The 24,240-nt window shown below is 69.2% G+C and carries 21 protein-coding genes and 3 pseudogenes; 10 read left to right on the plus strand and 14 right to left on the minus strand.

Features of this window, described 5'->3' with window-relative positions:
- Positions 1-652: 652 nt before the first annotated feature.
- From ACZ7OO_RS41275 to ACZ7OO_RS41290, 4 genes are all read right to left on the minus strand, one after another.
- Positions 653-1,489, minus strand: coding sequence for a transposase family protein (locus ACZ7OO_RS41275; protein ID WP_471512553.1), 837 nt, complete (start codon positions 1,487-1,489; stop codon positions 653-655).
- A gap of 78 nt (positions 1,490-1,567) precedes the next feature.
- Positions 1,568-2,023 (minus strand): hypothetical protein, encoded by a 456-nt coding sequence (locus ACZ7OO_RS41280; protein WP_471512554.1) that lies wholly within the window; start codon positions 2,021-2,023, stop codon positions 1,568-1,570.
- 274 nt (positions 2,024-2,297) lie between these two features.
- Positions 2,298-4,835: an ABC transporter permease gene (locus ACZ7OO_RS41285; protein ID WP_471512555.1), complete on the minus strand. Its 2,538-nt coding sequence runs from the start codon at positions 4,833-4,835 to the stop codon at positions 2,298-2,300.
- 56 nt (positions 4,836-4,891) lie between these two features.
- Positions 4,892-5,740 (minus strand): ABC transporter ATP-binding protein, encoded by an 849-nt coding sequence (locus tag ACZ7OO_RS41290; protein ID WP_471512556.1) that lies wholly within the window; start codon positions 5,738-5,740, stop codon positions 4,892-4,894.
- 191 nt (positions 5,741-5,931) lie between these two features.
- Here ACZ7OO_RS41290 and ACZ7OO_RS41295 point away from each other — a divergent pair, with 191 nt between their 5' ends.
- Entirely contained in the window at positions 5,932-7,257 is a 1,326-nt protein-coding gene (locus ACZ7OO_RS41295; protein ID WP_471512557.1) for a sensor histidine kinase, read from the plus strand.
- The gene (locus ACZ7OO_RS41300; protein WP_471512558.1) at positions 7,254-7,949 is read left to right on the plus strand and encodes a response regulator; all 696 of its coding nucleotides are present in this window, start codon (positions 7,254-7,256) and stop codon (positions 7,947-7,949) included. Before ACZ7OO_RS41295 ends, ACZ7OO_RS41300 begins: the two co-directional genes overlap by 4 nt.
- Before the next feature lie 573 nt (positions 7,950-8,522).
- On the opposite strand, the pseudogene ACZ7OO_RS41305 reads toward ACZ7OO_RS41300, so the two are convergent.
- From ACZ7OO_RS41305 to ACZ7OO_RS41315, 3 genes and pseudogenes are all read right to left on the minus strand, one after another.
- Positions 8,523-8,788: pseudogene (locus tag ACZ7OO_RS41305) on the minus strand (hypothetical protein).
- A complete protein-coding gene (locus ACZ7OO_RS41310; RefSeq protein WP_471512559.1) occupies positions 8,788-9,021 on the minus strand; it encodes a hypothetical protein in 234 nt (77 codons plus the stop codon). The pseudogene ACZ7OO_RS41305 and the gene ACZ7OO_RS41310 overlap by 1 nt, the downstream one beginning before the upstream one ends.
- Positions 9,022-9,295: 274 nt before the next feature.
- Complete coding sequence (locus tag ACZ7OO_RS41315) at positions 9,296-9,694, minus strand: hypothetical protein (RefSeq protein ID WP_471512560.1); 399 nt, start codon at positions 9,692-9,694, stop codon at positions 9,296-9,298.
- Between the two features lie 891 nt (positions 9,695-10,585).
- On the opposite strand from ACZ7OO_RS41315, the gene ACZ7OO_RS41320 reads away from it, so the two are divergent.
- Entirely contained in the window at positions 10,586-11,944 is a 1,359-nt protein-coding gene (locus ACZ7OO_RS41320; protein WP_471512561.1) for an epoxide hydrolase family protein, read from the plus strand.
- Positions 11,945-12,182: 238 nt separating this feature from the next.
- Here ACZ7OO_RS41320 and ACZ7OO_RS41325 read toward each other — a convergent pair whose 3' ends face one another.
- The gene (locus ACZ7OO_RS41325) at positions 12,183-12,314 is read right to left on the minus strand and encodes a hypothetical protein (protein WP_471512562.1); all 132 of its coding nucleotides are present in this window, start codon (positions 12,312-12,314) and stop codon (positions 12,183-12,185) included.
- A gap of 78 nt (positions 12,315-12,392) precedes the next feature.
- Between ACZ7OO_RS41325 and ACZ7OO_RS41330 the strand changes: the two genes are divergently transcribed.
- Positions 12,393-12,953, plus strand: coding sequence for a hypothetical protein (locus ACZ7OO_RS41330; RefSeq protein ID WP_471512563.1), 561 nt, complete (start codon positions 12,393-12,395; stop codon positions 12,951-12,953).
- 731 nt (positions 12,954-13,684) lie between these two features.
- Here the strand turns inward: ACZ7OO_RS41330 and ACZ7OO_RS41335 are convergent.
- A pseudogene (locus ACZ7OO_RS41335) lies at positions 13,685-14,166 on the minus strand (ISAzo13 family transposase); the annotation flags it as partial.
- A gap of 819 nt (positions 14,167-14,985) precedes the next feature.
- Here ACZ7OO_RS41335 and ACZ7OO_RS41340 point away from each other — a divergent pair.
- The 5 genes from ACZ7OO_RS41340 (at position 14,986) to ACZ7OO_RS41360 (ending at position 19,503) form a co-directional block, all read left to right on the plus strand.
- Positions 14,986-16,716: a sensor histidine kinase gene (locus ACZ7OO_RS41340; protein ID WP_471512564.1), complete on the plus strand. Its 1,731-nt coding sequence runs from the start codon at positions 14,986-14,988 to the stop codon at positions 16,714-16,716.
- Positions 16,717-16,870: 154 nt separating this feature from the next.
- Positions 16,871-17,290, plus strand: a complete 420-nt coding sequence (locus ACZ7OO_RS41345; RefSeq protein WP_471512565.1) for a roadblock/LC7 domain-containing protein — start codon at positions 16,871-16,873, stop codon at positions 17,288-17,290.
- Positions 17,287-17,643, plus strand: a complete 357-nt coding sequence (locus ACZ7OO_RS41350; RefSeq protein WP_471512566.1) for a DUF742 domain-containing protein — start codon at positions 17,287-17,289, stop codon at positions 17,641-17,643. The genes ACZ7OO_RS41345 and ACZ7OO_RS41350 overlap by 4 nt, the downstream gene beginning before the upstream one ends.
- On the plus strand, positions 17,624-18,241 hold the full coding sequence (locus ACZ7OO_RS41355) for a GTP-binding protein (protein ID WP_471512567.1): 618 nt from the start codon (positions 17,624-17,626) through the stop codon (positions 18,239-18,241). Before ACZ7OO_RS41350 ends, ACZ7OO_RS41355 begins: the two co-directional genes overlap by 20 nt.
- Positions 18,238-19,503 (plus strand): cytochrome P450, encoded by a 1,266-nt coding sequence (locus ACZ7OO_RS41360; RefSeq protein WP_471512568.1) that lies wholly within the window; start codon positions 18,238-18,240, stop codon positions 19,501-19,503. The genes ACZ7OO_RS41355 and ACZ7OO_RS41360 overlap by 4 nt, the downstream gene beginning before the upstream one ends.
- A 67-nt stretch (positions 19,504-19,570) precedes the next feature.
- Here ACZ7OO_RS41360 and ACZ7OO_RS41365 read toward each other — a convergent pair whose 3' ends face one another.
- A complete protein-coding gene (locus tag ACZ7OO_RS41365) occupies positions 19,571-20,797 on the minus strand; it encodes a cytochrome P450 (RefSeq protein ID WP_471512569.1) in 1,227 nt (408 codons plus the stop codon).
- A gap of 270 nt (positions 20,798-21,067) precedes the next feature.
- Between ACZ7OO_RS41365 and ACZ7OO_RS41370 the strand changes: the two are divergent.
- Positions 21,068-21,622: pseudogene (locus ACZ7OO_RS41370) on the plus strand (IS3 family transposase); the annotation flags it as partial.
- Here ACZ7OO_RS41370 and ACZ7OO_RS41375 read toward each other — a convergent pair.
- The 4 genes from ACZ7OO_RS41375 to ACZ7OO_RS41390 all read right to left on the minus strand — a co-directional run bounded on the left by ACZ7OO_RS41375 (position 21,591) and on the right by ACZ7OO_RS41390 (position 24,131).
- A complete protein-coding gene (locus ACZ7OO_RS41375) occupies positions 21,591-22,088 on the minus strand; it encodes an integrase core domain-containing protein (protein ID WP_471512570.1) in 498 nt (165 codons plus the stop codon). The pseudogene ACZ7OO_RS41370 and the gene ACZ7OO_RS41375 overlap by 32 nt on opposite strands.
- Positions 22,089-22,124: 36 nt before the next feature.
- Positions 22,125-22,544: an IS3 family transposase gene (locus ACZ7OO_RS41380; protein ID WP_471512571.1), complete on the minus strand. Its 420-nt coding sequence runs from the start codon at positions 22,542-22,544 to the stop codon at positions 22,125-22,127.
- Positions 22,545-22,761: 217 nt separating this feature from the next.
- Positions 22,762-23,181, minus strand: coding sequence for an organic hydroperoxide resistance protein (locus ACZ7OO_RS41385; protein WP_471512572.1), 420 nt, complete (start codon positions 23,179-23,181; stop codon positions 22,762-22,764).
- A gap of 104 nt (positions 23,182-23,285) precedes the next feature.
- Positions 23,286-24,131, minus strand: coding sequence for an alpha/beta fold hydrolase (locus tag ACZ7OO_RS41390; protein WP_471512573.1), 846 nt, complete (start codon positions 24,129-24,131; stop codon positions 23,286-23,288).
- Between the last annotated feature and the right edge of the window lie 109 nt (positions 24,132-24,240).

Consider the following 24,240-nt stretch of genomic DNA (forward strand, 5'->3'; position numbering starts at 1 on the left):
CCGACGACACCGTCCTGCCCACCGAACTCACCGCATAGCCTCAAAACGAGATCGCCGAGTGGCCGTCGATACACCACTCCAGCGGACGTGACCTGGAACAACATCGTCTTCCCCGCGGGTAACTGCGTGCCAGGAGGAAGGTGCTCCTCTAGCGCACGCCAGACAGTACTGCCCCGTTGCCACCAGCGGTCACCTTCATCCTCCCGCCTCTGACTGCCTGCGAAGGTCCCGTGCACCAGCAGGACCAGGTCGGGTTCACCGCCACCTTGTATCTTGCGCTTCCCAGCCACGACTCCATGTCTAGCAACGCGCATCGACCTGGGGTGGCAACTTTTCGGAATCCACATCCGCGATCGACCAGACCGGGCGGACCTGCGGACAGCGTGCTGAGGCACGGAGGAGCAAGGCACCCGTGCGATAGGCAGGGGCATCGGTTGGGCGCCCCCCTGCGCCCACCAAGCACTTTGTTCGGCCTTGGAGCAGGCCGTGTCCTGAGGTTGATCCCCGGGACTGGACGCCGGGTTCCATGCGGCGATTGACAGAGAAGATCCGCCATCTTCGAACATGCAGGTCGGATGGGGTGGCGTGGGGGCCCTCCCCGGTGCTCGCGCTGGTCGGGCGCAGGCGTCTGTGGTCTTGATCGTCTGTCAGGTCAGCGGTTGACGTGGATGTTGGTCAGGACGAGCAGGGCGCGCAGGAGGGCGGTGGCGTGGCCGGGGGCGGTGCGGAGCTTGGTCAGGATGCGCCAGGCTTTGAGGTTTGCGAATCCGTGTTCGACTGGGGCGCGTGCGGCGGACAGGACCTGGTTGGCCTGCTTCTGGCCGGGAGTGAGCTTGCGGGCCCGGGTGGCCTTGTAACCGGTGATGATGACCTGGTCATCGGGGTCCTTGGACTTGTCGATGCCGATGAAGCCCAGGTCAGCGAGGGCGCCGAGGCCGGCGGCCTTCAACTGCACGACGATGTGGTCATGTTGGGCGGCCTTCGCGTCGTGGGTGCGGCCGGGCCGGGCGGCGGAGATCCAGATCAGGCGGCCCCTCTCGTCGGTCAGGGCGAGAAAGTGCAGGCCGTGGCGGTGGTGCTTGCCGGAGTAGTTGCGCCGGTCCTGGGCTCCGGTGCGACGCTGGGTCGGTATCAACGTGCCGTCGATGAGGACGACTTCCCCGCCGCGCTTCGCGATCTTCTTCAGGGGGCGGTCCAGGCGTGGGGCGCAGGCGGCGAGCAGGCCGACCAGTTCGTCGCGCCAGCGCCGCAGGGTGGTTTCGGGCACGTTGTTTCCGCCGGCCAGGTCGAGGACGCGCTGGTCGTGCCGCAGCATCGACAGCACCAGTAGCACGATCCGGCGGGGAGGCAGTGAGCGGAACGGGGAGCCTATTGCCCTCAGGTGCGCCCGCAGCAGTCCGGCGCAGTATTCGACGGTCTGCGTGGACACGTTGAGGCGACACTGGTAGACCAGGGAGGTGCCCTCGGCGGGCTTGTTGGCATTCGTCACACAATCTCAACACCCGCCGGGGGAACTGGGGTTACGGCCCCCACGGTAATCGGCTGTGGTGGTCGCCGTTGCTGCTGGTCACGGGCGTACGGTGAAACGGCCGTCGGGGAGCTTGCGCAGCCAGCCCCGCCCGGCAAGCTTGGAGAGCTTGCCGCGTAGCGGCTCCAGTTTGCCCGGCGTCACGGTGTCGAGCCCGAGTTCCTGGCCGACCTGCTTGGTCGATACCGGCCCGCCCGCACCCTGCACAACAGCGAGAATGCCCTGGTAGTGCGGCGGCAGCGCGTCTTGGCCCATGCCGGGCCCACGATGCGGGACCAACAGCACAGCCTGGCCCGCGACCTGCGCGGCCAGCGGCGCGGAAGCCTGCGCCTCCTCGTGGAGCTGCCCGGCCATCCGCTGCCACACCCGCTCGGCGACGGCGAGTTCGTCCCGCTCGGCCCGCACCTCTTCCAGCTGCTTGACCAGCTGTTCCTCGAGTCCGTCCAACTCCGCGCGGCGCGCTGCGATCCGTTCCGCGATCTCGGATTCCGCCATGCACCTGAGCGTAGGCGGCACCAGTCCGACAGCGTGGCAGAACCGACAGAACCGGCCCAGCAGGAACCGTCAGACGATCAAGACCGAAGACAGTCGCCCACGACCAGCCCGAGCACCACGGAGGGCTCCCACACCACCCCATCTGAACTGCACGTTCGAAGATGGCGGAGGCTCAAGGGCTTCGCGCTCGCCCGGTCCGCCGCAGTCACCGGGGCGCAACTGCTGGTCCGCCGGCTTCAGGGTGCCCTTCGCTGTCTCCATCGCTGCCGCCGGCCTACTCCGCCTTGATGGCGCTGAGCAGGTTGAGGCGCGCGGCGCGGCGGGCGGGCCAGAGGGCGGCGAGGATTCCCACCAAGCCGGCGAGTGCCAGGAAGAGGGCCAGACGTCCCCAGGGGAGGACGAGTTCGAAGCCGGGCATCTCGGAGGCGAGGAGGCGGCTTGCGGCCCAGCCGAGGAAGATGCCCAGCTCGATGCCGAGGACACCGCCGAAGAGGGAGATGGTCAAGGACTCCAGGCGCAGCATGCGCTTGGCGCTGTGCTGGTCGAGCCCGATGGCACGCAGCATGCCGATCTCCGGTGCCCGTTCGGCCACGGACATGGCCAGGGTGTTGATGACGCCGAGGACGGCCACGATCACGGCCATGGCGAGGAGTCCGTAGAGGATGTTGAGCATCATGGTGATGCCGCGGGCGATGGTGGCGGAGACGTCCTGCTTGCTCTGGACGAGTACGGCCGGGCTGTCGCCGAGCGCCTTGGCGATGGCCCGCTTGACGGTGTCGCTGGGGCCGCCTTCGGTCTTCACCAGGACCTGCCAGGCACGTGTGGTCTGCAGGTGCGGGTCGAGGGTGTGGGTGTCGGTGATGATGCCGGTCAGCAGGTCGTTGCCCTGGAAGATGCCGGATACGGTCAACTGGCCCCGCTTGCCGTCCGGGTAGGTGATCGGCACGGTGGTACCGGTGTGCCATCCGAGTTCCTGTGCGGTGTCCTTGGAGACGATGATGCCGCGGCCGCCGAATCCGGCGAGCGAGCCCTTGGTGAAGTCGGGCCGGAACATGCTCCGGACAGTGGTGGCGTCGATGCCTGTCACGAAGGTCTCCTGGTCGGCGATGCGGACCGGGGCCTGGCGCAGGGGGCTGACGGCGCTGACCCCGTCGACCTTCCCGAGGCGCTTCTCGACCGTCTGGGAGAGCGGATCGTAGGTGGCCATCCGCACGACGTAGTCGGCCGAGAGGGAGGCGGTGGCCTTCTGGTCGATGCTCCGCTGGCTGCTGACCGCGACCACTGTCAGCGCGGTGATCAGGGTGAGGCCGATGGTGAGGGCCGAGGCCGTGGCCGCGGTACGGCGCGGATTGCGCAGGGCGTTCTCGCGGGCGAGCTTGCCGCAGACGCCGAAGGTGCGCAGTGCCGGCGCCGCGGCGGCGATGAACGGGCGGGACAGCAGGGGAGTCAGGACGAGCACCCCGGTCATCAGGACCGCAGCGCCCAGCGCCATGAGCATCTGTCCGTCGTCCCACGTCAGGCCAGTCGCACCCAGCACAGTCACGGCGCCGGTCGTGGTGGTCAGGGCCCCGAGGACGTTACGCACGACCAGCGAGCGGGGGGTGGCCACCGCGTGCACACTGCCCATCGCGGCCACCGGCGGAATCTTCGCCGCGCGGCGACCGGGCAGCCAGGCGGCCAGCATCGTGATGCCGATACCGAGGGCGAGTGAGGTGATGACCGTGACCAAAGTGATGGTCAGGGGGCCATCGGGCAGTGTTTGTCCTCCCTTGCCGAAGGAGGAGGCCAGCGGACGCAGCGCGGCACCGATGCCGATGCCGGCGGCCAGCCCCGCCACCGAGGCCAGCAGGCCGACGAGGAACGCCTCGATCAGGACGGAGCGGGTCACCTGACGTCGGGTGGCGCCCACCGCGCGCAGCAGGGCCAGCTCCCTGGTGCGCTGTGCGACGAGCATGGTGAAGGTGTTGGCGATGAGGAAGACCCCGACGAACAGTGCGATACCGGCGAAGACCAGCAGGGTGGACCGCAAGTCGTCCACACTGGCCTCGGCTCTCAGTGCCTGGGAGTCGGCGAGGCTCTGTCCGGTGGTCGTCCGCAGGTCTTTGGGCAGCACCTTCTCGACGGTCGCCGCGAGCTCGGTCGGGGACGTGCCAGGTGTGGCCTTGATGTCGATATCGCTGAACTCCCCGGTCCTGCCGAACAGTTGCTGTGCGGTGGGCGTGTCGAACAGGGCGAGCGTGCCGCCTGCGGCGACCTCACCGTTGTCGGTGGTGAAGATTCCGACCAGTCGCGGCGTGCGGACCGGCCCGTCGACCGACAGGCGGACGGTGTCACCGACCCGGTACCCCGCCCGCTCGGCGGTCTTGGCGTCCAGAACCACCTCGTCCGGCCCCTTGGGGGCGCGGCCTTCCCTGAGCGGGTAGCGGGCGTCCCGGTCACCGCTGTTCACGGCGTAGTTGGCGCCTTGAGTGGTCCATCCCTCACCCACCAGATCGCCGTTCTTGCCGGCCACGGCGGTGAAACCGGAGACCACTGCGGTCACCGACTGCACGCCGGGCGCCTTCGCCACCCGGCCCATGAGTACCGGGGTGAGCCTGGGGGCGGTATCCGGGCGAGCGCTGGGAGCGCCGGACTCGATGGCGACGTCCACGTCCTCAAAACCCTTGTGCGAGCTGTTCTGGTACGCGGCGGAGACGGTCGAGGTGAAGACCAGAGTGCCGGCGACGAAGGCCACGCCGAGTGTCACGGCGAGGACGGTCATCAGCATCCTGGCCTTGTGCGCGAGCACATTGCGCAGGGCGGTACGGAACATGGGCGATCAGTCCTGGGGGGAGAGGGGAAGGCAACCGGACATGGAGAGTCCGCCGGTCAGCCGGCGTACCTATTGGGGGCGTGGCCCGGATGCCGGGAAGCAGTCGCGGAGAGGCGCAGCATGCGGTCGAGCACCGCATCGGCGGTCGGGTTGTGGAGGGTGTCGACGATCCGGCCGTCGGCGAGGAAGACCACGCGGTCCGCGTGGGACGCGGCGACGGGGTCGTGGGTGACCATCACCACGGTCTGGCCCAGCTCCAGCACGGACGAGCGCAGAAAGCCCAGTACCTCGCTACCGGATCGGGTGTCGAGGTTTCCGGTGGGCTCGTCCGCGAAGATGATCTCGGGTTGGGAGGCCAGCGCACGGGCGACGGCGACCCGCTGCTGCTGGCCACCGGACAGCTGTGACGGGCGGTGGGACAGCCTTTCCGTCAGGCCCACCGTGTCGATGACCCGGTTCAGCCACTGCCGGTCCGGCTTGCGGCCTGCGATGTCCATGGGCAGCGTGATGTTCTCGGCGGCCGTCAGTGTCGGCAGCAGATTGAACGCCTGGAAGATGAAGCCGACCTTGTCGCGGCGCAGCCGGGTGAGCTGCTTGTCTCCGAGGGAGGACAGCTCGACATCGCCGATCCGTGCCGTACCGGAGGAGATGGTGTCCAGACCCGCCATGCAGTGCATCAGCGTGGACTTTCCCGAGCCGGACGGGCCCATGATCGCGGTGAACCGGCCGCGGTCGAACTCCACGGAGACGGAGTCCAGCGCGGTCACCTGGGTCTCTCCCTGGCCGTAGACCCTGGTCAGATTTCCGGCCGAGGCCGCCACGGGAGCGGTGGGCCGGGCGACCGCCTGCGCTGTCAGGGGGCGCGGCGTCGTTCCGGGGCGCTGCGCCCCAAGGTGCTGTGACATGGCGGAAGGCTCCGGTTCAGCAGGCAGAGGGTGGGGTGAAGGGGGCGTGGGACTTGGCCCACGTTCCGCACCTCGATCGTCCGGTGGGTCAGGGCCGCGGCGGATCAACCGGATTGCCGAACGGCCCGGGCCGCCCGCATCGGCCGATGAGTTGAGGTGGCCCGCCGGATACCGCCGTAACGTGAGGCGGCATGATCCACGCATTCCGGGACCGCTCCCGCTCGTATCAGGTCCTGCTCGTGCTGGCGGGTGTCCTCGTCCTCGGCCTGCTCGTCGCCGAAGGGCTCAACAGCGGATTCGCCCCCACCGCGGCGGCCGCCACCGTCACCGGTGCACTGTGCGTGGTGGCTCTGTTCGTAGCGCCCGCGCGCTTTCCTCTGGTCGCGGGTTGTGCGGTGGCAGCGTCCCTCGCACTGTCGGTGGCCGAGCTGCAGCTGGCCCGGACCCAGCGGCCCGAGAACACCCCAGGGATGACGGAACTGTGCGCACTCCTGCTGATGATCACCCGTACTGTGCGCCTTCAGCCGCTGCTGCGGATCGCCGCTCTGGCATCCCCGGCAAGCGTGGCCGCCCTGCTGCTGCTCCTACGGATTCCAACCGAGCACGAGCTCGTGACGACCATCGGGGGGCCGGTGCTCCTCATCGGTACCGTGTTGATGGTGGTACTGGGCCTGTATCTGCGCCTCGCCGACACCCTGCGCGACCGCGAGCGGAAGGCCGCGGAACAGGCCGCGCGCCAGGCCGAGCGGCTGGAGCACGCCCGGGAGTTGCACGACTTCGTGGCCCACCATGTCACCGCGATCGTCGCGCAGGCCAAAGCGGCCCGCTACGTCACCTCGGTCGGCCAGGCACCGGCGCCCGCAGACCTTGACCGGTTGTTCGCCGGGATCGAGGAGGCCGGTTCGCAAGCGATGGAGTCGATGCGCAGCACGGTTTCCGTGCTGCGCGCCCCGGGGGACCCGGCCGCCACCCGGCCCAGAGGCGACCTCACACGGGTGCGCGACCTCGTCGAGGGCTTCTCGCCCGCGGCCCGGCTCACCCTCGACCCCCGGCTCGCCGAACGATCCTTCCCGCCCGAGATCAGCACCACCGTGCACCGCCTGGTGCAGGAATCGCTCACCAACATCCGCAAGTACGCCGACACCGCCGCACGCGTCACCGTGGACATCCGGCTCCGGGCCGGACGGCTGGATGTCTCGGTGACCGACGACGGCCGGCCCGCAAGCGGCACGGCACACCGCCCCCGGACCGAGGCGTCCGGCCGTCCGCCGGCCGACCGGCGCGGAGCCGGCGCCACCGCACCGCCCTCGCCCGACCGGCAGCGCGGCGGGTACGGTCTCATCGGACTCCGCGAACGGGTCGAGGCTCTCGGCGGTCACTTCACCGCGGGCCCCCGACCCGGCTGCCCCGGCTGGGAGGTCACCGCCGACATCCCCCTGCCGCCGGCACCCCCCGGCGAACCGCCCATGACCCCGCGACCGCCGGCCTCCACCACCTCTGTGAGCATGACACCATGAAGATCCGGGTCCTGATCGCCGACGACCAGGAGATGGTCCGGTCGGCCTTCCGTATGATCCTCAGCGCCCAGCCGGACATGGACGTCGTCGCCGAGGCCGCGAGCGGAACCGACGCGGTCAAAGCGGCCCGCCGACTCCGTCCGGACGTCTGCCTCCTCGATATCCGCATGCCCGCAATGGACGGCCTGGAAGCCACCCGCCTGCTGGCCGGCCCCGACGTGCCGGACCCGCTCAACGTCCTGATCGCCACCACCTTCGACCTGGACGAATACGTCTACCAGGCCCTGCGCAACGGCGCCTGCGGCTTCCTCCTCAAAGACGGCGCCCCCGTTCTCCTCGCCGAAGCCGTACGTGCGGCGGCCGTCGGCAACTCCCTCATCTCCCCCTCCGTCACCGTCCGCCTCCTGCAGCACATGGCACCACCCCCGCAGGTGGATACCAGGTCCCGCCCCGCACCCTTTGCCACCCGTGCGCTCACTCGGCTCGCCGAACCCCTCACCCAGCGCGAACTCGACGTCGTCCGCCTGGTCGCCCGTGGATACACCAACGAGGAGGTGGCGGCCGAGCTCTACGTCACCCACTCCACCGTAAAGACCCACCTGGGCAACATCCAGCGCAAACTCGCCGCCCGCAACCGCGTCGAGATCGCGGCCTGGGCCTGGGAAGTCGGGGTCTGCACCGGCCGGAGATGAACCTTCGTGCGCGACAGCGCGGCGGCGAATCGGCTGTCGGTGGACGCCAACCATGACCGGCCGGCAGCCACTTGACGCTGCATCAGGAATGGTTTTCCGTCCAGGCCATAAGCGGTGAGGGGCGGAGTCGGTCGCGTTGAAGTCCTCGAGGGTGCAGGTACCCCCTTGCTCGGCTTGACTGGCTTTTTTTCATCTTGTGGAGGAGAAAGGCCGAAGGAGCCCTGCCGATCCCGCGCCGGATCCCCTGCGCATCTTGCATTTGCTGTACGGGGCGATGACGGCCGAGGCGACCGGCTCCGACGCAGTACGTGGGGCCCGGCTGGCGGCAGTGCAGACCGGGCTGATGCGCGCGGCGGTGGAAGACCGCTTCCGGCGGGTGCTCAGCTTCCACAGCAGGGTTGGGGAGGCGGAGGCGATCGCTGACCGAATCCTCGACGCTGCGGTTGCGGAGACCACCTGGACGACGTCGCTGTGCTGGTCATCAGACGCGTTTGACGGCAGCCTTGGCCTCGCTCCGCACTTCACCAAACAGCAGCACGACGGCGGTTGCTGCCGCGGCGGCAGCTGTGCAGATCAGACCTCGATGTACGCAACGACGACCACGGTGCGCAGAGCGGTGACGAAGTGCGGACGGCTTCGACGTCATCGGTGTACTGCCGCAGCTGGGGGCCGGTGGTGTCGCCGGGAATCGGTTCGCCGATCTCGGGATCGACGGAGACGACGACCAGGGCGCGGTCCAGGGCGTGCATGTCCGCCTCGCTGGTGAGGTTCTCCAGCTGTTTGGCGGCGGAGTCGGAGAAAGCGATCCGGGCGCGGCGGGGCCCGTGTCCTTGGGGCATCAGGCGACGGCCGGCCGCTGCGCGGCGAGTCGGGCGAGGTGCGCTTCCCGCAGGTCTTCCCACGGCGTGCAGTCCTCCGGCGAGGGCAGCCCGTTTTCGGCGATGTCCTCCAGGACAGCGGCGAACTGGTCGGCCTGCTCGCGAGTTCGGGCCGCGTAGGCGACCGCGTCGGCGGCCGCGGGCTCCAGCTGCTGCCGGACGGCTCCGTCGGCGGGAGCCGGCTGGTCGGTCATCGGAGCCTCCAGACGCGGGACGGGCGTGCGCCTTCACGGTATCGCTGTGCACGCGGAACGGGGATGGCCTGTTGATAACTGCGCGGGCACCGGGCACCGAGGCAGGCGCTCACTCGAACGGGCTAGTACTGCAACCGCACTCGGGGTGTCGCCGCAGGTCGGGCAGCATGCGCCGCCCCAGCAGAAGTGACATGCCGTCAGTTCCGCGCGATGCTGACCTGCTGGTTCGCAGTCCGAGCAGGCGTGGAAGCCACCGTCGCCCTCCACCTCGCCGTCAGTGCGGTGAAAGTGGCGAACCCAGCCTGACCTGCGGTGACGCGATGAGTGCGGTTGCAGTACTAGCGGGTAGGGAGCGGGCAACTGCCTGCGTGTGCTCGCGCAGCGGGATGCCCTGCCGGTCCCAGGTGGCGGCGACGTAGTTGAGCAGACCGGCGACGGCGCGGTCCTGGTCGCTCGCGTCGGCGGTGAGCAGCCAGCCTGCAGCGAAGGCGACGGCGGCGACCGGGGTCGACAGCTCCTGGCCGTCGGCGTCGCGGTCGACGTTCAGGACCAGGAGGTAGCGGATGCCGTTGCGGGTCTGGACGGTGACGGTGTTCTCACGCGGGGAGTCCGGCGTGGCGACCACGAAGCGCGGATGGTTGAGGAACGCCGCGGCGACGGCCTCGGTGAGCACCGGCTCGGGAAGGAAGTGGTCCGTGGTCGGCTCCCGTCCCGCAGGGTCAGGGCGAAGACCGGCCTTCTGCCAACCCGGTTGGCCGTGCTGGTGCGACCTCGGGTGACGGTGTGCACATGTGCGGCAATCTGTCACCTGCTTGACCGGTGATGTGATCGCTGCCATGATCATCACCGCACGAACTGGTGACGGGTGCGGAGGTGTCTCCGGGCGGAGGTTTCTGTGGCCGGCGACACATCGAGCACGGGAGGGGGCAACATGCCATGGCGGTGAGCCGCACGATCGATGCGCATCGCACCGGCGGCATCGCGCGCGCCGAAGGCGTCTGCCGCAGCGCGATATGTGCATGTCCAGGAGCCTGTGAGCAGCCGACACCTTCACACTCCGGCCAGCGATCCGCCGCCGCCAAAGTCGGCTGTGTGCTCGGTGCCGTGCCCACGCCGCCATCCCCTCCGGGATCAGCCTGCGCCACCACCGCTCCCGGCAGGGCCGCGAAACCGCTGGAAGTTGGGTGCCGCGGCCGCAGTCGTCGGCCTTCACGCACGCGTGCCCCCAGGCGATGACGTGCCTGGGTGACGGACAGGGAATCGGGCACCGACTGAAGAGCTGCCTGAGCGTACCGACCCTCACCATCGCAGGCGCCCCACCGCGGCCACCTGATGGGCGCGCGTGGAAAACGAGGCACAACGATCACTCGGACCCACCGGCCCCAGCGCCGGCGGTACGGGCACCGACGCCAACAGCAGGTCAGCGACGCAAGGGACCAGGTCGGAGATCCCCCGAGCGGGTACCCCGTTGAGCCTGCTGTTCCTCAGCGCGGACCCGGCCCCTCACCCTCACCACCCCACCGTGACTGCGAGCCATGCTCGCAGTCGAGAAAAGGAGTTCCCGATGAGCACGACCGAAAGTGCCGGTCAGCGCAACACTGGCCGCCGTCGGTTCCTCGGCCTGGCCGCAGGTGCCGTCGCTGCTACCCAGCTCGGCATGCCCGGCCAGGCGCAGGCGGCGGAGGGCAGCGTGGCGTCGTCGGGCGTCGTGCCGGCGCCGGGCGTGGCCGGCCCGGTGAAGCAGATCGCTGGCGTCCGCCCCTTCCGCATCAGGGTCCCGCAGAAAGACATCAACGAACTCCGGCGTCGGGTGAAGACGACGCGCTGGCCCGACCGGGAGACGGTCGGCGACCGGTCCCAGGGTACCCAGCTGGCCAGGCTCCGCCCGCTCGTGGAGTACTGGGGCAGCGGCTATGACTGGCGCAAGGCCGAGGCGAGGCTCAACGCGCTGCCGCAGTTCATCACGGAGATCGACGGGCTGGACATCCAGTTCGCGCACATACGCTCGCCGCACGCCGACGCGATGCCGCTGCTGATGACGCACGGCTGGCCGGGCTCGATCATCGAGCTGCTGAAGGTCATCGGACCGCTCACCAACCCGACCGCCCACGGCGGGCGTGCCGAGGACGCTTTCCATCTGGTCCTTCCGACGCTTCCGGGCTACGGCTTCTCGGGCAAGCCGACCTCGGCGGGTTGGAATCCGGCCAGGGTCGCGAGCGCGTTCCACGAGCTCATGCTCCGCCTGGGCTACCAGCGGTACGTCTCGCAGGGCGGTGACTGGGGTGCGATCATCTCGGAGCTGCTGGCGGTCCAGCGCCCGGAGGGACTCCTCGGCATCCACGTCAATATGCCCGGGACCGTGCCGCCGGACGTTGTGCGGCACTTGCGCAACTTCGACCCCGCGCCCGCGAGTCTGTCGGCCCGCGAGAAGGTGGCCTATGACCGGCTGCTGCACTTCTACCGCGACGGCTTCGGCTACGCGGCGATGATGAACCAGAGCCCGCAGACGATCGGCTACGCGCTGGCCGACTCGCCGGTCGCAATGGCGGCGTACTACTACGACAAGTTTGCGGAGTGGACCGACTCCGACGGCAGGCCGGAGAAGGTCCTCACCTACGACGAGATGCTCGACGCCATCTCGCTCTACTGGTTCACCAACACCGGGACCTCCTCGTCCCGGTTGTACTGGGAAGGCGCGCAGGCAGGCGGCGGCCCGTTCGACGCCTTCGACATCCCGACCCTCCCGGTCGCGGTCACCGTGTTCCCGGGTGAGATCTACCGCGCACCGCGAAGCTGGGGCGAACGCGCCTTCGGCAACCTCATCCACTGGAACGAGGTCGACAAGGGCGGCCACTTCGCCGCATGGGAGCAGCCGCATCTGCTGTCCCAGGAGATCCGCCAGGCCTTCAGGTCACTGCGGTAGGACGACCGTCCGGGGCGGCACACATGCCGCCCCGGACAAGGCCCCTGACTGTGCGTCAGGCCCGGGGGAACCGGGCGCCTGCGCGGCCTCCGGGCCCCCGGCACCACTCGCCGGGCCAGCTGCCCCCAACGCGCCGGCGTCACGCGCGCCATGCGACCCTGTACGCTCGCTCACCAGAAAGATGTCCTGGCTCGCTCGACCTCTTCTACCGGGTCATGGCCGACTGCCGCACCGAGGCCTAGTACTGCAACCGCATCTGGCGTGACGGGCGGCCCTTGGTCTCGTTGGTATGACTGTGTGCTGAGCCGGACATGCCCCACAGGGCGAAGATGACGGTCGCGGGAACGGCGAGCGTCCACCATTGTGACATGGGTGTCTCCTTGTGATGGGGGTCAACGAACGGAATCGGAGGCAGCGGGACGGTCAGACCTTCTCCAGGTCGACGCCCTTGGGCGTAGGTCTCGTCCCCGACGGTGACGAACTGGTCGGGGGCAGTGAGCGTCTCGTGCTGTGCCTGATCTGCGCGATCGTCGGTTGCACGCTCAAGGAGAGCCTCGCGCTCCCGTACTGGACGGCCGGCGGCCAGCTCGCCCTCGACGTGGACCAGCGCCAGCGCAGACTTGGCCCCGACACGGCCGGCGCCGCCGGGACGAACACCGGACGCGGCGGACGTTCGCTCCCGCTGCCGTACGTGGCGACGAGTCCAGGCGGAGTCCCGGCTCGCATCAAGGTCACGGTCTCCGCCCTGACACTGGACGCCGAACTGATCCCCGCCCCCGACGGCACAGCGGTCCAACTGCGCCTCCCGACCCGTCTCAAACTCCCCGACGGCCGCCACCCGGTCACCCTCCCGAAGACGGACACCCCGGTCGCATACGCCGTCGTCCGCGACGCCGCCCTGCGCCGCCTGGAGGGCCCGGCGTACGAGCCCGGCACCGGGCGCCGACTCCTCGACTCGGTCTCGGACAACGAGCAAGTACGCCGGGTACGGCGGCGGTTGGGCCGCTAAGCGCTCTGCGGGCTGTGCTGATCTGTGACCCCGCCGCGGGGCCACGATGGGCCGTCGATCGTCGGCGGCCCATCGTGGCTGGTCGCGCAGTTCCCCGTGCCCCTTGAGTCGCTGCCGAACCGTACCGTTCCTTCACGTGACGTTGCTCGACACCTCGAAGCGTGAAGAACGGCCGCCCTGCTGTGCCGGGAACGAAACAAGATCAGCGGGTCAGGTGGACGGCCGAGGTTGAACACCAGGCCAATCACCCGACGGGGACGTTGAGACGGTTCCCGGGACGGTGGTCAGAACATCGACGACAGGCCGCTGGTGATCGAGAAGACGAGTTCCTTGCCCTCCTCCGCGATCTGCTTCACCACGGGAGCCACCCTCTTGGCGACCGGGGTGACCTACCTGGACTCGCCGCAGGTGACCAGGCTCGGCGCGGTGCCGGCCGCGGACCACAGGAACTTGCTGCTGGTGAAGCCGTATTCGATGCCGGTGAGCAGGGTGCTCAGCGCGCCGGCTCCCATCGCGATGCCGCCGAAGATCGCCGCGGCCGGGACACCGACGACGGCGAACGGGGGAAGGACGAGGCTGGCGAGCCCGAGGACGGCGGAGATGAACCCCGCGCCGATGGTGGCATAGTTGAAGGCGTCGGCCCACCAGCCTGCATCCGAGTACCACTCGTCGTTGTCGCCGCCGCTGCCGTTCTGGTTGACGTCGTCGCTGGCGTCGCTGTCTCCGGGTTCAGGAGCGAGCGGTTCGGGGCGCAACGTGTAGTTCCACGTGCCGTGCCACTCGTGCGGCGTGAGAGGAAGGCGTTCCACGACGGTGTCGGGGACAGTGACGCCGGTGGGGTAGGCGCCGGGGTCGAGCTCGGCGTGGACGGACAGTGTGCTGCGTGTCGTGGTCGCTCCGATGGTGCTGACGACGACTTCGTGGCTGGTCAGGGGCCTGCCACGCCAGTTGATGCTGATCTGTGAGAACAGCCGGTGCTCTATTTTGTTCCATTTCGATGTTCCCGGTGGAAAGTGACAGACAGTCACTTCAAGGCCCGTCTCGCAGGCAAGTCCGCGAGTTCCTTCTTCCAGGCGCGCACACGGTAGCCGTTGGAGCCTCCGGCGTCGGCGGTGACCAGCAGGCGGGAGGCGTGCGGGTAGCGGCAGCGCCCCTCACCGTTCCACCAGCGGCGCAAAGTGGCCACCGCGAAGGCAGAGGTGTCCCCGTCGCAGACGGACACGACAGCCGCGGCCCCCGCCCCATCGTCCCCGGCACCCTGGTCCGGCTCACCGTCTACCGGCTGCCTGGCCGGAGCCGGGGACCGAAGACCTTGCGGCTGTGGTGGACAGGCCACCCGGCCATACCCCCGATCCCGACCTGCTCTGGCGGGCCTACACCCGCCGCCGGAGACTGGCACAAGTTGGGCCTGACCGTCTATCCCGGTGCAGCATGACAACGTGGCTACGCTCGATCTGCGGTTTCACCGACGGCAGCAGCCGTCACTTTGAAGTGTCGGAAAGCCAGTCCTGGACGTTCACCAACGGAGACATCGCGGGCGGCACGGTGTGTCAGGTACTGCGGGTCCCGACCGGGCCCTTCTCCACGTGCCTCAATTTCTGACGTCGATGTCCGATGACGGCCTGCCTGCGAAGTTGGCAGGCCGTTTCGCCTTCCCCGTCCGACAGTCGACGGAGCGAGCACTTCGGCGCGGACTTGGCCGAAAACATTTGCTCATCGCTCAAATCATGTTCTCAGCGTGCGATGGCCTACACAGGACCACCACAGAACGCCGAGTTCCGCACACCCAAGATCAGTCAGTAACGGGCAAAGTTGCATATCACGCGCACGTGCTGCGAGGGCGGTTTCCCGACTAACTGAATTCGTGTAAGGGATGGGGTTGTTGGTGCGGTCCCACTGCTTGGAGGGGTGGCTAGCATGAGCGGCGTGCGTGATCCGGAACCCCGCCGTCCCCGAGCGGCTGCACTCCGGGACGTCGACGACGTCCAGTCGCCCACGTGATCTCTGCTCATACGGACCGAGGGACCGCGGAATGTCAGTGCCTGCCAGCCCCCGTCAGCGTCGACGCGGGAAAGGGGCGCGCTCCTCCCCGGCCGTGTTCCCGGTGGTCCTGGTCATCGCGGCCGCCGGGGCCGCCACCTCGGTAATCCTCGCTCCGGACGGCACCCGCACTTGGGTACTGGGCACGGCGCTCGTCGCCTGCGTCTGCGTCGCGGCCGTTGCCGGCACCGCTTCCCACCTACTGCGCCGTGCCCTGCGGCAGGCAGGCGCCTGCCGCAGCGAACTGGAGATGACCAAGGACAACTGGCGGCAGCAGGAGGCCCAGGCGGCCCAGCTCGTCGGCGTCAGCCTGCCGAGCGTCGCACGGCACCTGAAGGACGGCGCGAGCGCCGACGAGGCGCTCTCCCGTGTGGCCACACCGTCCGATCCGCAACTGCGCCAGATGCTCCACACCTTCGCCGGTGAACTCGCCGAATCGGTCAAACGGGCCACCGAAACCGAGGGCGAGCTGAGTACCACGCGCAGTGAGCTGGCGCAGCAGAGGACGGAACTCGACCGCCTGACCGGCGAGACACTGCCCGCCGCGGTGGCCCTGCTAAGGGAAGGCAGTTCAGGCAACACCGTCCTCACCAAGTTCGACTGGCCGCAGGATTCCGTACTGGCCGGCTCGGCCGAATGGTTCGTCCGGGAACTGGCCTACAGCGAACGGCGGTCCGCCGCCGCCCAGGCCGCCTCGGCCAAGGCGCTGAGCCGGGTCCAGGCGAAAACCGTCTCCATGCTCGCCGACCTGCGGGACATGCAGGACCGCCACGGCGGGGAGGTTTTCGGCGACCTGCTGCGGCTGGACCACAGCGCTTCTCAGCTCGGCCTCATGACCGACCGGCTGGCCCTGCTGATGGGCGGCCGTTCCAGCCGTGTCTGGAACAAGCCGATCGTCATGGAGAGCATCCTGCGCGGCGCGGTCGGCCGGATCGCCGCCTACCGGCGCGTGCGTCTGCACTCCTCCAGCAAGGCGGCGATCGCGGGCTTCGCCTCCGAAGGCGTGATGCATCTGCTCGCCGAACTCATGGACAACGCCGCCAATTTCTCGCCGCCCATCGACGAGGTCCACGTCTACGTGGAGGAGCGCAGCGCGGGCCTCGTCGTCACCATCGAGGACAGCGGCCTGAAGATGTCCGACGCCGCCATGCGCCGGGCGGAGGAGTCCGTGTCGGGCCGTGTCACCGACCTCGCCTCGTTGCAGGGCACCCGCCTCGGCCTGGCCGTGGTGGGGCGGCTCGCCGAGCGCTACGGCATCAGTGTCAACTACCGGCCCTCCTCGCGCGGCGGCACCGGCGTCGTCGTGCTGTTGCCACCGGAGCTCGTGGCCCAGCAGCGCGAGCCCGTCGTCGAGCGGCCCCGGCGCGCCGCACAGGCTCCGGTGACCGTACCCGCCCCCGCGGCCAAGGAGGCGCCCGCACCGCTCGTCCAGCCGGTCGCCCCCGCGGACCTCGCGCCGGAGCCCGGTTCCGGGCCTTCCCGCGGCCCGGACACCGTCACCGACAACGGACTGCCCGTACGCGCCCCCGGCCGCACCATGGCCGAGGCTGAGCGCGCCCGGCACAAACCGTCGGTGCCGGCGCCCTCGGCCGGGTCCCGTGAGCCGGGACCGGCTCGCAACGCCGGAAGCCAGTTCGGTGCCTTCCACCGTGCCCGGCACGGTGGTACGGCCGACAACTCCGCCACCCCGCCCGACGACGGGCCCGGGACAGCGGCCGACTAGGTCACGAACCGTCCGCGCAGGGCCGCCCCCGCGGATCTCTACTTCCGTACTCCTCACGGGCATCAGCCCACCAGCACCGCACCTCGCCGCCGTAACCGATGGATTGGAGGAACGGGCCGGGTGACCTGACCGGTCACAACCCGTCCCACCCACCATGGAGACCACTGACAACAGCCTCACCTGGCTCCTGACGACCCTCTTGGAGCGCACCCCGGGCACACGCCACGCGCTCGTCCTGTCCCGGGACGGCCTGAAGCTGTGCTGGACGGAGCACATGACGCTCGACCAGGCCGACCAGCTGGCGGCCATCTGCTCTGGCATCCAGGCCCTCGCACAGGGCGCCTCCTCGGAGTTCGGGGACGGAACGGGCGGAGTACGGCACTCCATGACGGAGTTCCACGGTGGCCTGCTGTTCATCGTCGAGGCCGGAGAGGGCGCTCACCTCGCGGTCGTCGCACAGGAGAACGCCGACCCGGGCGTCGTCGGTCACCAGATGACGGAACTCGTCGAGCAGATCGGCGACCACCTGCGGGCCGAACCACGCACGCCCGCCGGCCGAGGTGCCTCCGCGTGATGCACAGACCCGTGGACGTGGGCGATCCCGACCGGCTCTACATGGTCACAGGCGGGCGTAGCACTGCCGACGACGCCTTCGACCTGGTGACGCTGATCGTCAGCGAGAGCGAACCCAGCACCGGCATGCAGTCCGAGCACGTGCGGATCCTCGAGATGTGCCGCCACCCCACGGCGCTGGTCGAGATCTCCGCCGAACTCAAGCTGCCCGTCACCGTCACCCGGATCCTCGTCGGCGACCTCCATGACATGGGCAAGATCAGCGCCCGTCACCCCCGTGCGGCCGAGTCGGTCGCCTCGCTCCCCGAAACCGCCCTGCTCCAGGAGGTCCTCCATGGGCTCCGCAACCTCTGAGCTGCCCTCCCGGCGCACGCCGCTGGGTGATGCCGCCGAAACCGGCCTGAAGATCGTCGTCGTCGGCGGCTTCGGGGTGGGAAAGACCACCCTGGTCCGCTCGGTGAGCGAGATCCGGCCGCTGAACACCGAAGAGGTGATGACGCAGGCGGGGCACGGCGTCGACGAGACGGCCGGCGTGGAGCGCAAGACCACCACGACGGTGGCGTTCGACTTCGGCCGCATCAGTCTCAACCAGCGCATGGTCCTCTACCTGTTCGGCGCACCGGGCCAGGAGCGCTTCTGGTTCCTGTGGGACCGCCTGTTCTCCGGCACGCTGGGTGCGGTCGTCCTCGTCGACACGCGCCGCATGCAGGACTCCTGGTACGCGATAGACAGGCTGGAACACCACAAGACCCCGTTCGTGGTGGCCGTGAACCGCTTCGACGACGACCAGACCCGCTTCTCGCTCGAGGAGATCCGCAAGGCCCTCGCCCTCGGCGAGCACGTCCCGATGGTCGACTGCGACGCCCGGGTCCGGTCCTCCGGCAAGGAGGTCCTCATCACCCTCGTGGACCACCTCTACTCAATGGCCCTGTCCCAGGAGAGCACACCGTGAGCGACCCCACCGGCTCCCCGTCCGCGACCACGCCTCCGCCCGGCTGCCCCGCGCACGGCTCCGCCGTGCAGCTGGCCGGCCTCGAGTACCAGCAGACGCCGTCGCAGCTGTACCGCTCCCTGCGCCGGGACCACGGTCCGGTCGCGCCGGTGCTGCTGGACAACGACATCCCGGCCTGGCTCGTCCTCGGCTACCCCGAGCTCTGCTACGTCACCGGCCACGACGAACTGTTCGCGCGGGACTCGAGGCGGTGGAACCAGTGGGACAACATCCCGCCGGACTGGCCCCTGCTGCCGTTCGTCGGTTACCAGCCCTCGGTGCTGTTCACCGAGGGGACGGAGCACCAGCGCCGGGCGGGTGTGATCACGCAGGCGCTGGAGGGCGTGGACCAGTTCGAGCTGGCTCGTGAATGCGAGCTTATCGCCGGGCAGTTGATCTCCTCGTTCGCGGGCAGCGGCGAGGCCGAGCTGATGAGCACGTACGCGCACGCGCTGCCGGCCCGTGGGGTGCTGTGGATGTGCGGCATGCCGCAGAACAGCGCGGACACCGAGCAGCTCGTCGACGACCTGCGGATCTCGCTCGACGCCGGTGAGGGCGACGACCCGGTGGCGGCGTACGTGCGCGTCGGCGAGCGGATCATGCAGCTGGTCAAGGAGAAGCGGGAGCGGCCGGGTTCGGACGTCACCTCGCGGATGCTGCTGGACCCGGCGGGGCTCAGCGACGAGGAGATCGTGCAGGACCTGATCTCCGTCATCGCCGCTGCGCAGCAGCCGACGGCCAACTGGATCTGCAACACGCTGCGGCTGCTGCTGACCGACGAGCGTTTCGCGCTCAACGTCTCCGGCGGCAGGGTGAGCGTGGGCGACGCGCTCAACGAGGTGCTGTGGCTGGACACCCCGACGCAGAACTTCATCGGGCGCTGGGCCGTGCGCGACACGCAGCTCGGCGGGCGTCTGATCCGGGAGGGCGACTGCCTCGTCCTGGGCCTTGCGGCGGCCAACACCGACCCGCAGATCTGGCCCGAGTCACACGTCGGCGCGGAGAACTCGGCGCACCTGTCGTTCAGCAACGGGGAGCACCGCTGCCCCTACCCGGCGCCGCTCCTCGCGGACGTGATGGCGCGCACGGCGGTGGAGACGCTGCTGGAGCGTCTCCCCGACCTGGTGCTGGCCGTCGGGACGGAGGACCTGACCTGGCGTCCCTCGGTCTGGATGCGCGGACTGACGTCCCTGCCCGTGCGGTTCACCCCCACCGTGCAGTAGCGGCACGCGCCGGCCCGGCAGGGATGTGCCCGCTGCCCGGGCCGCCGGGGGATGGGGGCAGTGGCTCTCAGCCGCCGTTCGGGGTGAAACGGACCGGCAGTGATTGCGGGCCGCGGGTGAACACCCCGTGTTCGACCGGGTCGAACCCGTCGGCGAGACGGAGGTCGGGCATCGCGTCCAGCAGCTGGTTCACCCCGGTCTCGACCTCCGCCTTGGCAAGGAGTGCGCCGACGCAGAAGTGGCGGCCGAGCGCGAAGGCCAGGTGGTCGGCGGCGGCCGAGAACGCCGACGTCGTGGTGAGGTCGTCGCGGAAGATGTCGAACCGGTCGGGTTCGCGGTAGCGCTGCTCGTCCCGGTTGGCGGCACCGATGAGGCACGTCACGGTGGCCCCGGCCGGGATGGTGCCACCGCTGACCTCGACGTCCGTGGCCGACTGCCGCATGATCATGTGCACCGGCGGGGTGTAGCGCAGCGTCTCCGCGAAGGCCGCGGGTATCAGGCTCCGGTCCTCGCGGACAGCGGCCAACTGTTCCGGGTGCAGCAGCAGGTTGGCCAGGATGCTGGCGATCGCCTTGTCGGTGGTCTCGCCGCCGGCCGCGAGCAGCAGGCTGCAGAAGGCCTTGATGTCCTCGTCGCTCATCCGGACACCGTCGACCTCGGCGGCGCACAGCGAGGACAGCAGGTCGTCCCCCGGGTTGTCGCGCCGTTCGCGGATGATCGGCATCATGTATTCGGCGAACTCCACCCGGGTGCGTTCGCCCGCCGCGGTCACGTCGGGGTCGCCGGAGAGGTTGCCGAGGAAGGCGATCACGGCGGTGTACCAGCTGTGGAACCGGGCGTGGTCGGCCTTGTCCAGACCCAGCATGTCCGCGATGACGTTGACCGGGAACCGGGTCGCGTAGTCGCGCACGATGTCGGCGGAGCCGGAGTGCCGGAAGGCGTCGATGAGTTCACGTGAGTTGCGCTCGATGACCGGCATGAACCTCTCCCGCAGGTCGCTGCCGCGGAAGGCGGGTGCGACGAGCGCCCGGCGCACCGCGTGCTCGCGACCGCTGAGCTGCAGGATGGTCTTGCCGTGGACCGGCTCTAGCTGCCAGTTGTAGTTGTCGGTCGTGAACTCCGCGTTCTTGTCCTTGAAGACGCGCTCGACGTCCTCGTAACGGGAGATGATGTAACTCTGCGTCGCCTCGTGCCAGATGAGCGGTTCCTTCTCCCGCATCACCGCATAGGCGGGGTAGGGGTCCATGGCGAACTCGGGCGAAAGGATGTCGGGAACCAGCGGGGCAGCGGACACGGAACTCCTCAGGTAGATGCTTGCGCTCAGGCGCCAGATTAGTGATCTTCCGGTGACTCAAACAGCCCAGTCTTGACCGAAGTTGAGCGTACAAACGATTCGTTACACGCAAGGCAGGAGGCCAGCCTGCGCACGTCACCACTCTGTCTGGACGATTGATTCCAGGGGGTTGGGCGTTGCCCCTTGATCGTGGACACCCTGATCATCGGATCGTGATGATCCATAGGACAGGAGTTCCCGTTGGGGACGTCGGTCGAAGTACTCGTCTGAGTGCGGGCCGATGCCGTCGCGCTGTATCACTCGAGCCCGGGTGGGACGTACGCGTCGGTGGCCTAGGACCTGGGCGTCAACCACGAGACGCTCCGCACGTGGGGGCGGGATGCCGAGCAGGCCGCGCGGCCCGGGGCGGTGGAGGCCACCGCGATGGAGAAGGAGAACCGGCAGCTGCGGGCGCGGGTGAAGGAACTCGAGCTCGAGCGGGAGATCCTGCGGAGGGCCGCGAAGTATTTTGCGGCCGAGACCAGCTGGTGAGCAGCCGCTTCCAGTTCGTCGAGGATCACCGTGGCGTCTTCGGCGTCAAGCGGCTGTGCCGGATCGTGAAGGTCTCCCGTTCCGGCTTCTACCGGCACCTGGCCGGCGCGGAAGCGCGGGCCGACCGGGCTCGGGCCGATACCGAGCTCGCCGAGCGGATCACCGAGATCCACCAGGAATCGGACGGCACCTACGGGGCCCCGCGTCACCGCCGAACCCCGGGACGGCGGCGAGCGGGTCAATCACAAGCGGGTGGCACGCGTCATGAGGAAGTTCGGCATCGTCGGATTCCACGCTGAACCGGGTTTCGTAGAGTCCGCCGGTCATGTTTCAGGCGGCCTGCGGTTCTTCTACCAGGCTTCGCCGGAAGTCGCGTTCGTACTCGGCGGGCGGTACGTAGTCGAGCGCGGAGTGGAGACGCACCTCCGTTGTACCACGTCACCCACTGGAAGATCGCCCGCTCGACCTGCTCGAAGTCCCGCCAAGGGCCCTGCATCTCGATCAGCTCGGCCTTGACGGTGCTGTTGAGGGCCTCGGCCACGGCGTTGTCATACGAGTCCGCGACGGAGCCAACCGAGGCGGAAGCGCCGACATCTGCCAGCCGCTCGGTGTAGCGGATAGACACATATCGACTGCCGCGAGCCGAATGGTGGATGAGGCCGGAGTCCTTCTTGATCCGGCGTCTCCACAGTGCCATCTCCAGGGCGTCCAGCGGGAGTCCGGTACGCATGTGGCCGGCGACCTGCCGGCCGACGATCATTCGTGAGTACACGTCCAGGACGAACGCCGCATACGCTCAGCCCGGCCAGGTTCTGACATAGGTCATGTCCGCGACCCAGAGCTGGTCCGGGCCCGAAGCGGTGAAGTCACGGTCGACCAGGTCCGGCGGGCTGGGCGCCGACGGCTCGGGGATCGTAGTGCGCCGGCGCCGGCCGCCGATGACGCCCTCGATCTCCAGCTCGGCCATCAGCCGCTCGACGGTGCAGCGGGCCACATCCACCTCCTTGCGCCGCAGGGCGCGGGCGATCCGGCGGGCTCCACAGGTGCCGCCGGACTCGGCGTGGATCGCCTCGATCAGAGGCATGAGCTGCTCGTCACGGAGCCGGCGTGCCGACTTCGGCCACTTCTTGCGTGCGTGATACGCGGACTCCGACAGGTCCAGCTCCCGGCATACGGGCCCGACCCCGAGGCCGCTCTCGCGCAGGTGGTTGATCACCTCGTCGGCCTCGTCCGGGGACGGTCGAGCTCCTGGGCAAAAAAGACACTCGCGGCTTTGAGGATCTCGTACACGCGCTGCAACTCCGCGTTTTCCTCGCGGAGTTGCTTCAGCTCGTCGCGTTCGGCGGTGGTGAGACGGTCGTCCCGCTCACCGTGGTCGGCCTCGGCCTGGCGGACCCAGCCGTGGCGGGGTGGCGGAGTGTGAGACGGAGAGGTCAGACCGCGGTGGCGTTGATGGTGACGGGGATGTTGCCGCGGGTGGCCTTGGAGTAAGGGCAGATCTGGTGGGCGGCCTCGGCGAGGGCGGTGGCGGTGTCCTGGTCGACGCCGCCGATTTCGAGGTCGAGGACGGCGGCGAGGCTGAAGCCGTCGTCGCCGTGGACGAGGGTGATCTTGGTGTCGATGGCGGTGCTGGTGAGTCGGATCTTGCGCTGGGTGGCGGCGAGACGAAGGGCACCGAGGAAGCAGGAGCCCCAGCCGGCGGCGAAGAGCTGCTCGGGGTTGGTGGCGTCGCCGGCGCCGCCGAGTTCCTTGGGCAGGGCGAGGGTGGCGGTCAGGAGGCCGTCGTCGGACTGGACGCGGCCGCCGTTGCGGCCTTCGCCGGTGACGCTCACGGAAGCGGTGTAGTTGGCCATGGTGGTTCTCGTTCTCCTGTGGGTGTGCGGAGGTGCAGCCGAGTCGCGGGGGTCGGGCGGGCGCCTGTGTGTGGCGGCCGGCTCCCGGGGGTGTGGGGGGCGGTTCAGCGGGTGGTGGTGCGGGCGGCCTGTTCGATAATGCGGGTGACGGCGCCGGGGCGGGAGACCGAGACGGCGTGGGACGCGGCGATCTCGGTGGTGTGGGAGTGGGCGCGCTTGGCCATGAAGCGCTGGGCGGCGGGCGGGATGTTGTAGTCGCGGGTGGTGATCAGGTCCCAGGAGGGGATGGTCTTCCAGGCGGTCTCGGTGGCCTTTTCCTCCAGGGCGGAGGAGGCGACGGGGCGCTGGGTGGCGGCCATCAGGTCGGTGACGGGGGTGGGTACGTCGGCGGCGAACTGGTCGTGGAACTTGTCGGCCTTGATGTAGAGGTCGGTGCCGGTGCCGCCGCCGGGGAGCGGGAAGGGCACGGCGTTCAGGGTCGGGCCAAGGGTGCTGCCGGGGTACTTGTTGGACAGCTCCAGTGCGCTCTCGCCCTTGTCGGGGGCGAAGGCGGCTATGTAGACCAAGGCCTTGACGTTGGGGTTGCCGGCTGCGGCCTGGGTGATCACGGCGCCGCCGTAGGAGTGGCCGGCCAGCACGATCGGGCCCTTGACGCTCTTGAGGTAGCTGGTGAGGTAGTCGGCGTCGCTCGCCAGGCCGCGCAGCGGGTTGGCGGGAGCGACCACGGGATAGCCGTCGTGCTGGAGGCGCTTGACGACGCCGTTCCAGCTGGAGGAGTCGGCGAACGCACCGTGGACCAGGACCACCGTGGGCTTCTTGTCCGGCGTGTGGTGTGCGCCCGTGGCGTCTGCCGGGACGGTGACCGCCAGGGCCAGGGCCACTGCTCCGGCGACGGCGCCGAGGGCGGCGACACGCTTGCGGGTGGGGCGGAGGGCGGTCGTGAGCTTCATGGCGATTCCCCTTCAGATATGCGCTGATTCCGACTGGTGGCCGCTCCGGGCGTTCCCGTCCGTGGCGACACCGAGAAACCTAGCGAACGTTTCTCTCGTGCACAAGTTA

The sequence above is a fragment of the Streptomyces sp. NPDC111744 genome (genome assembly GCF_055634995.1).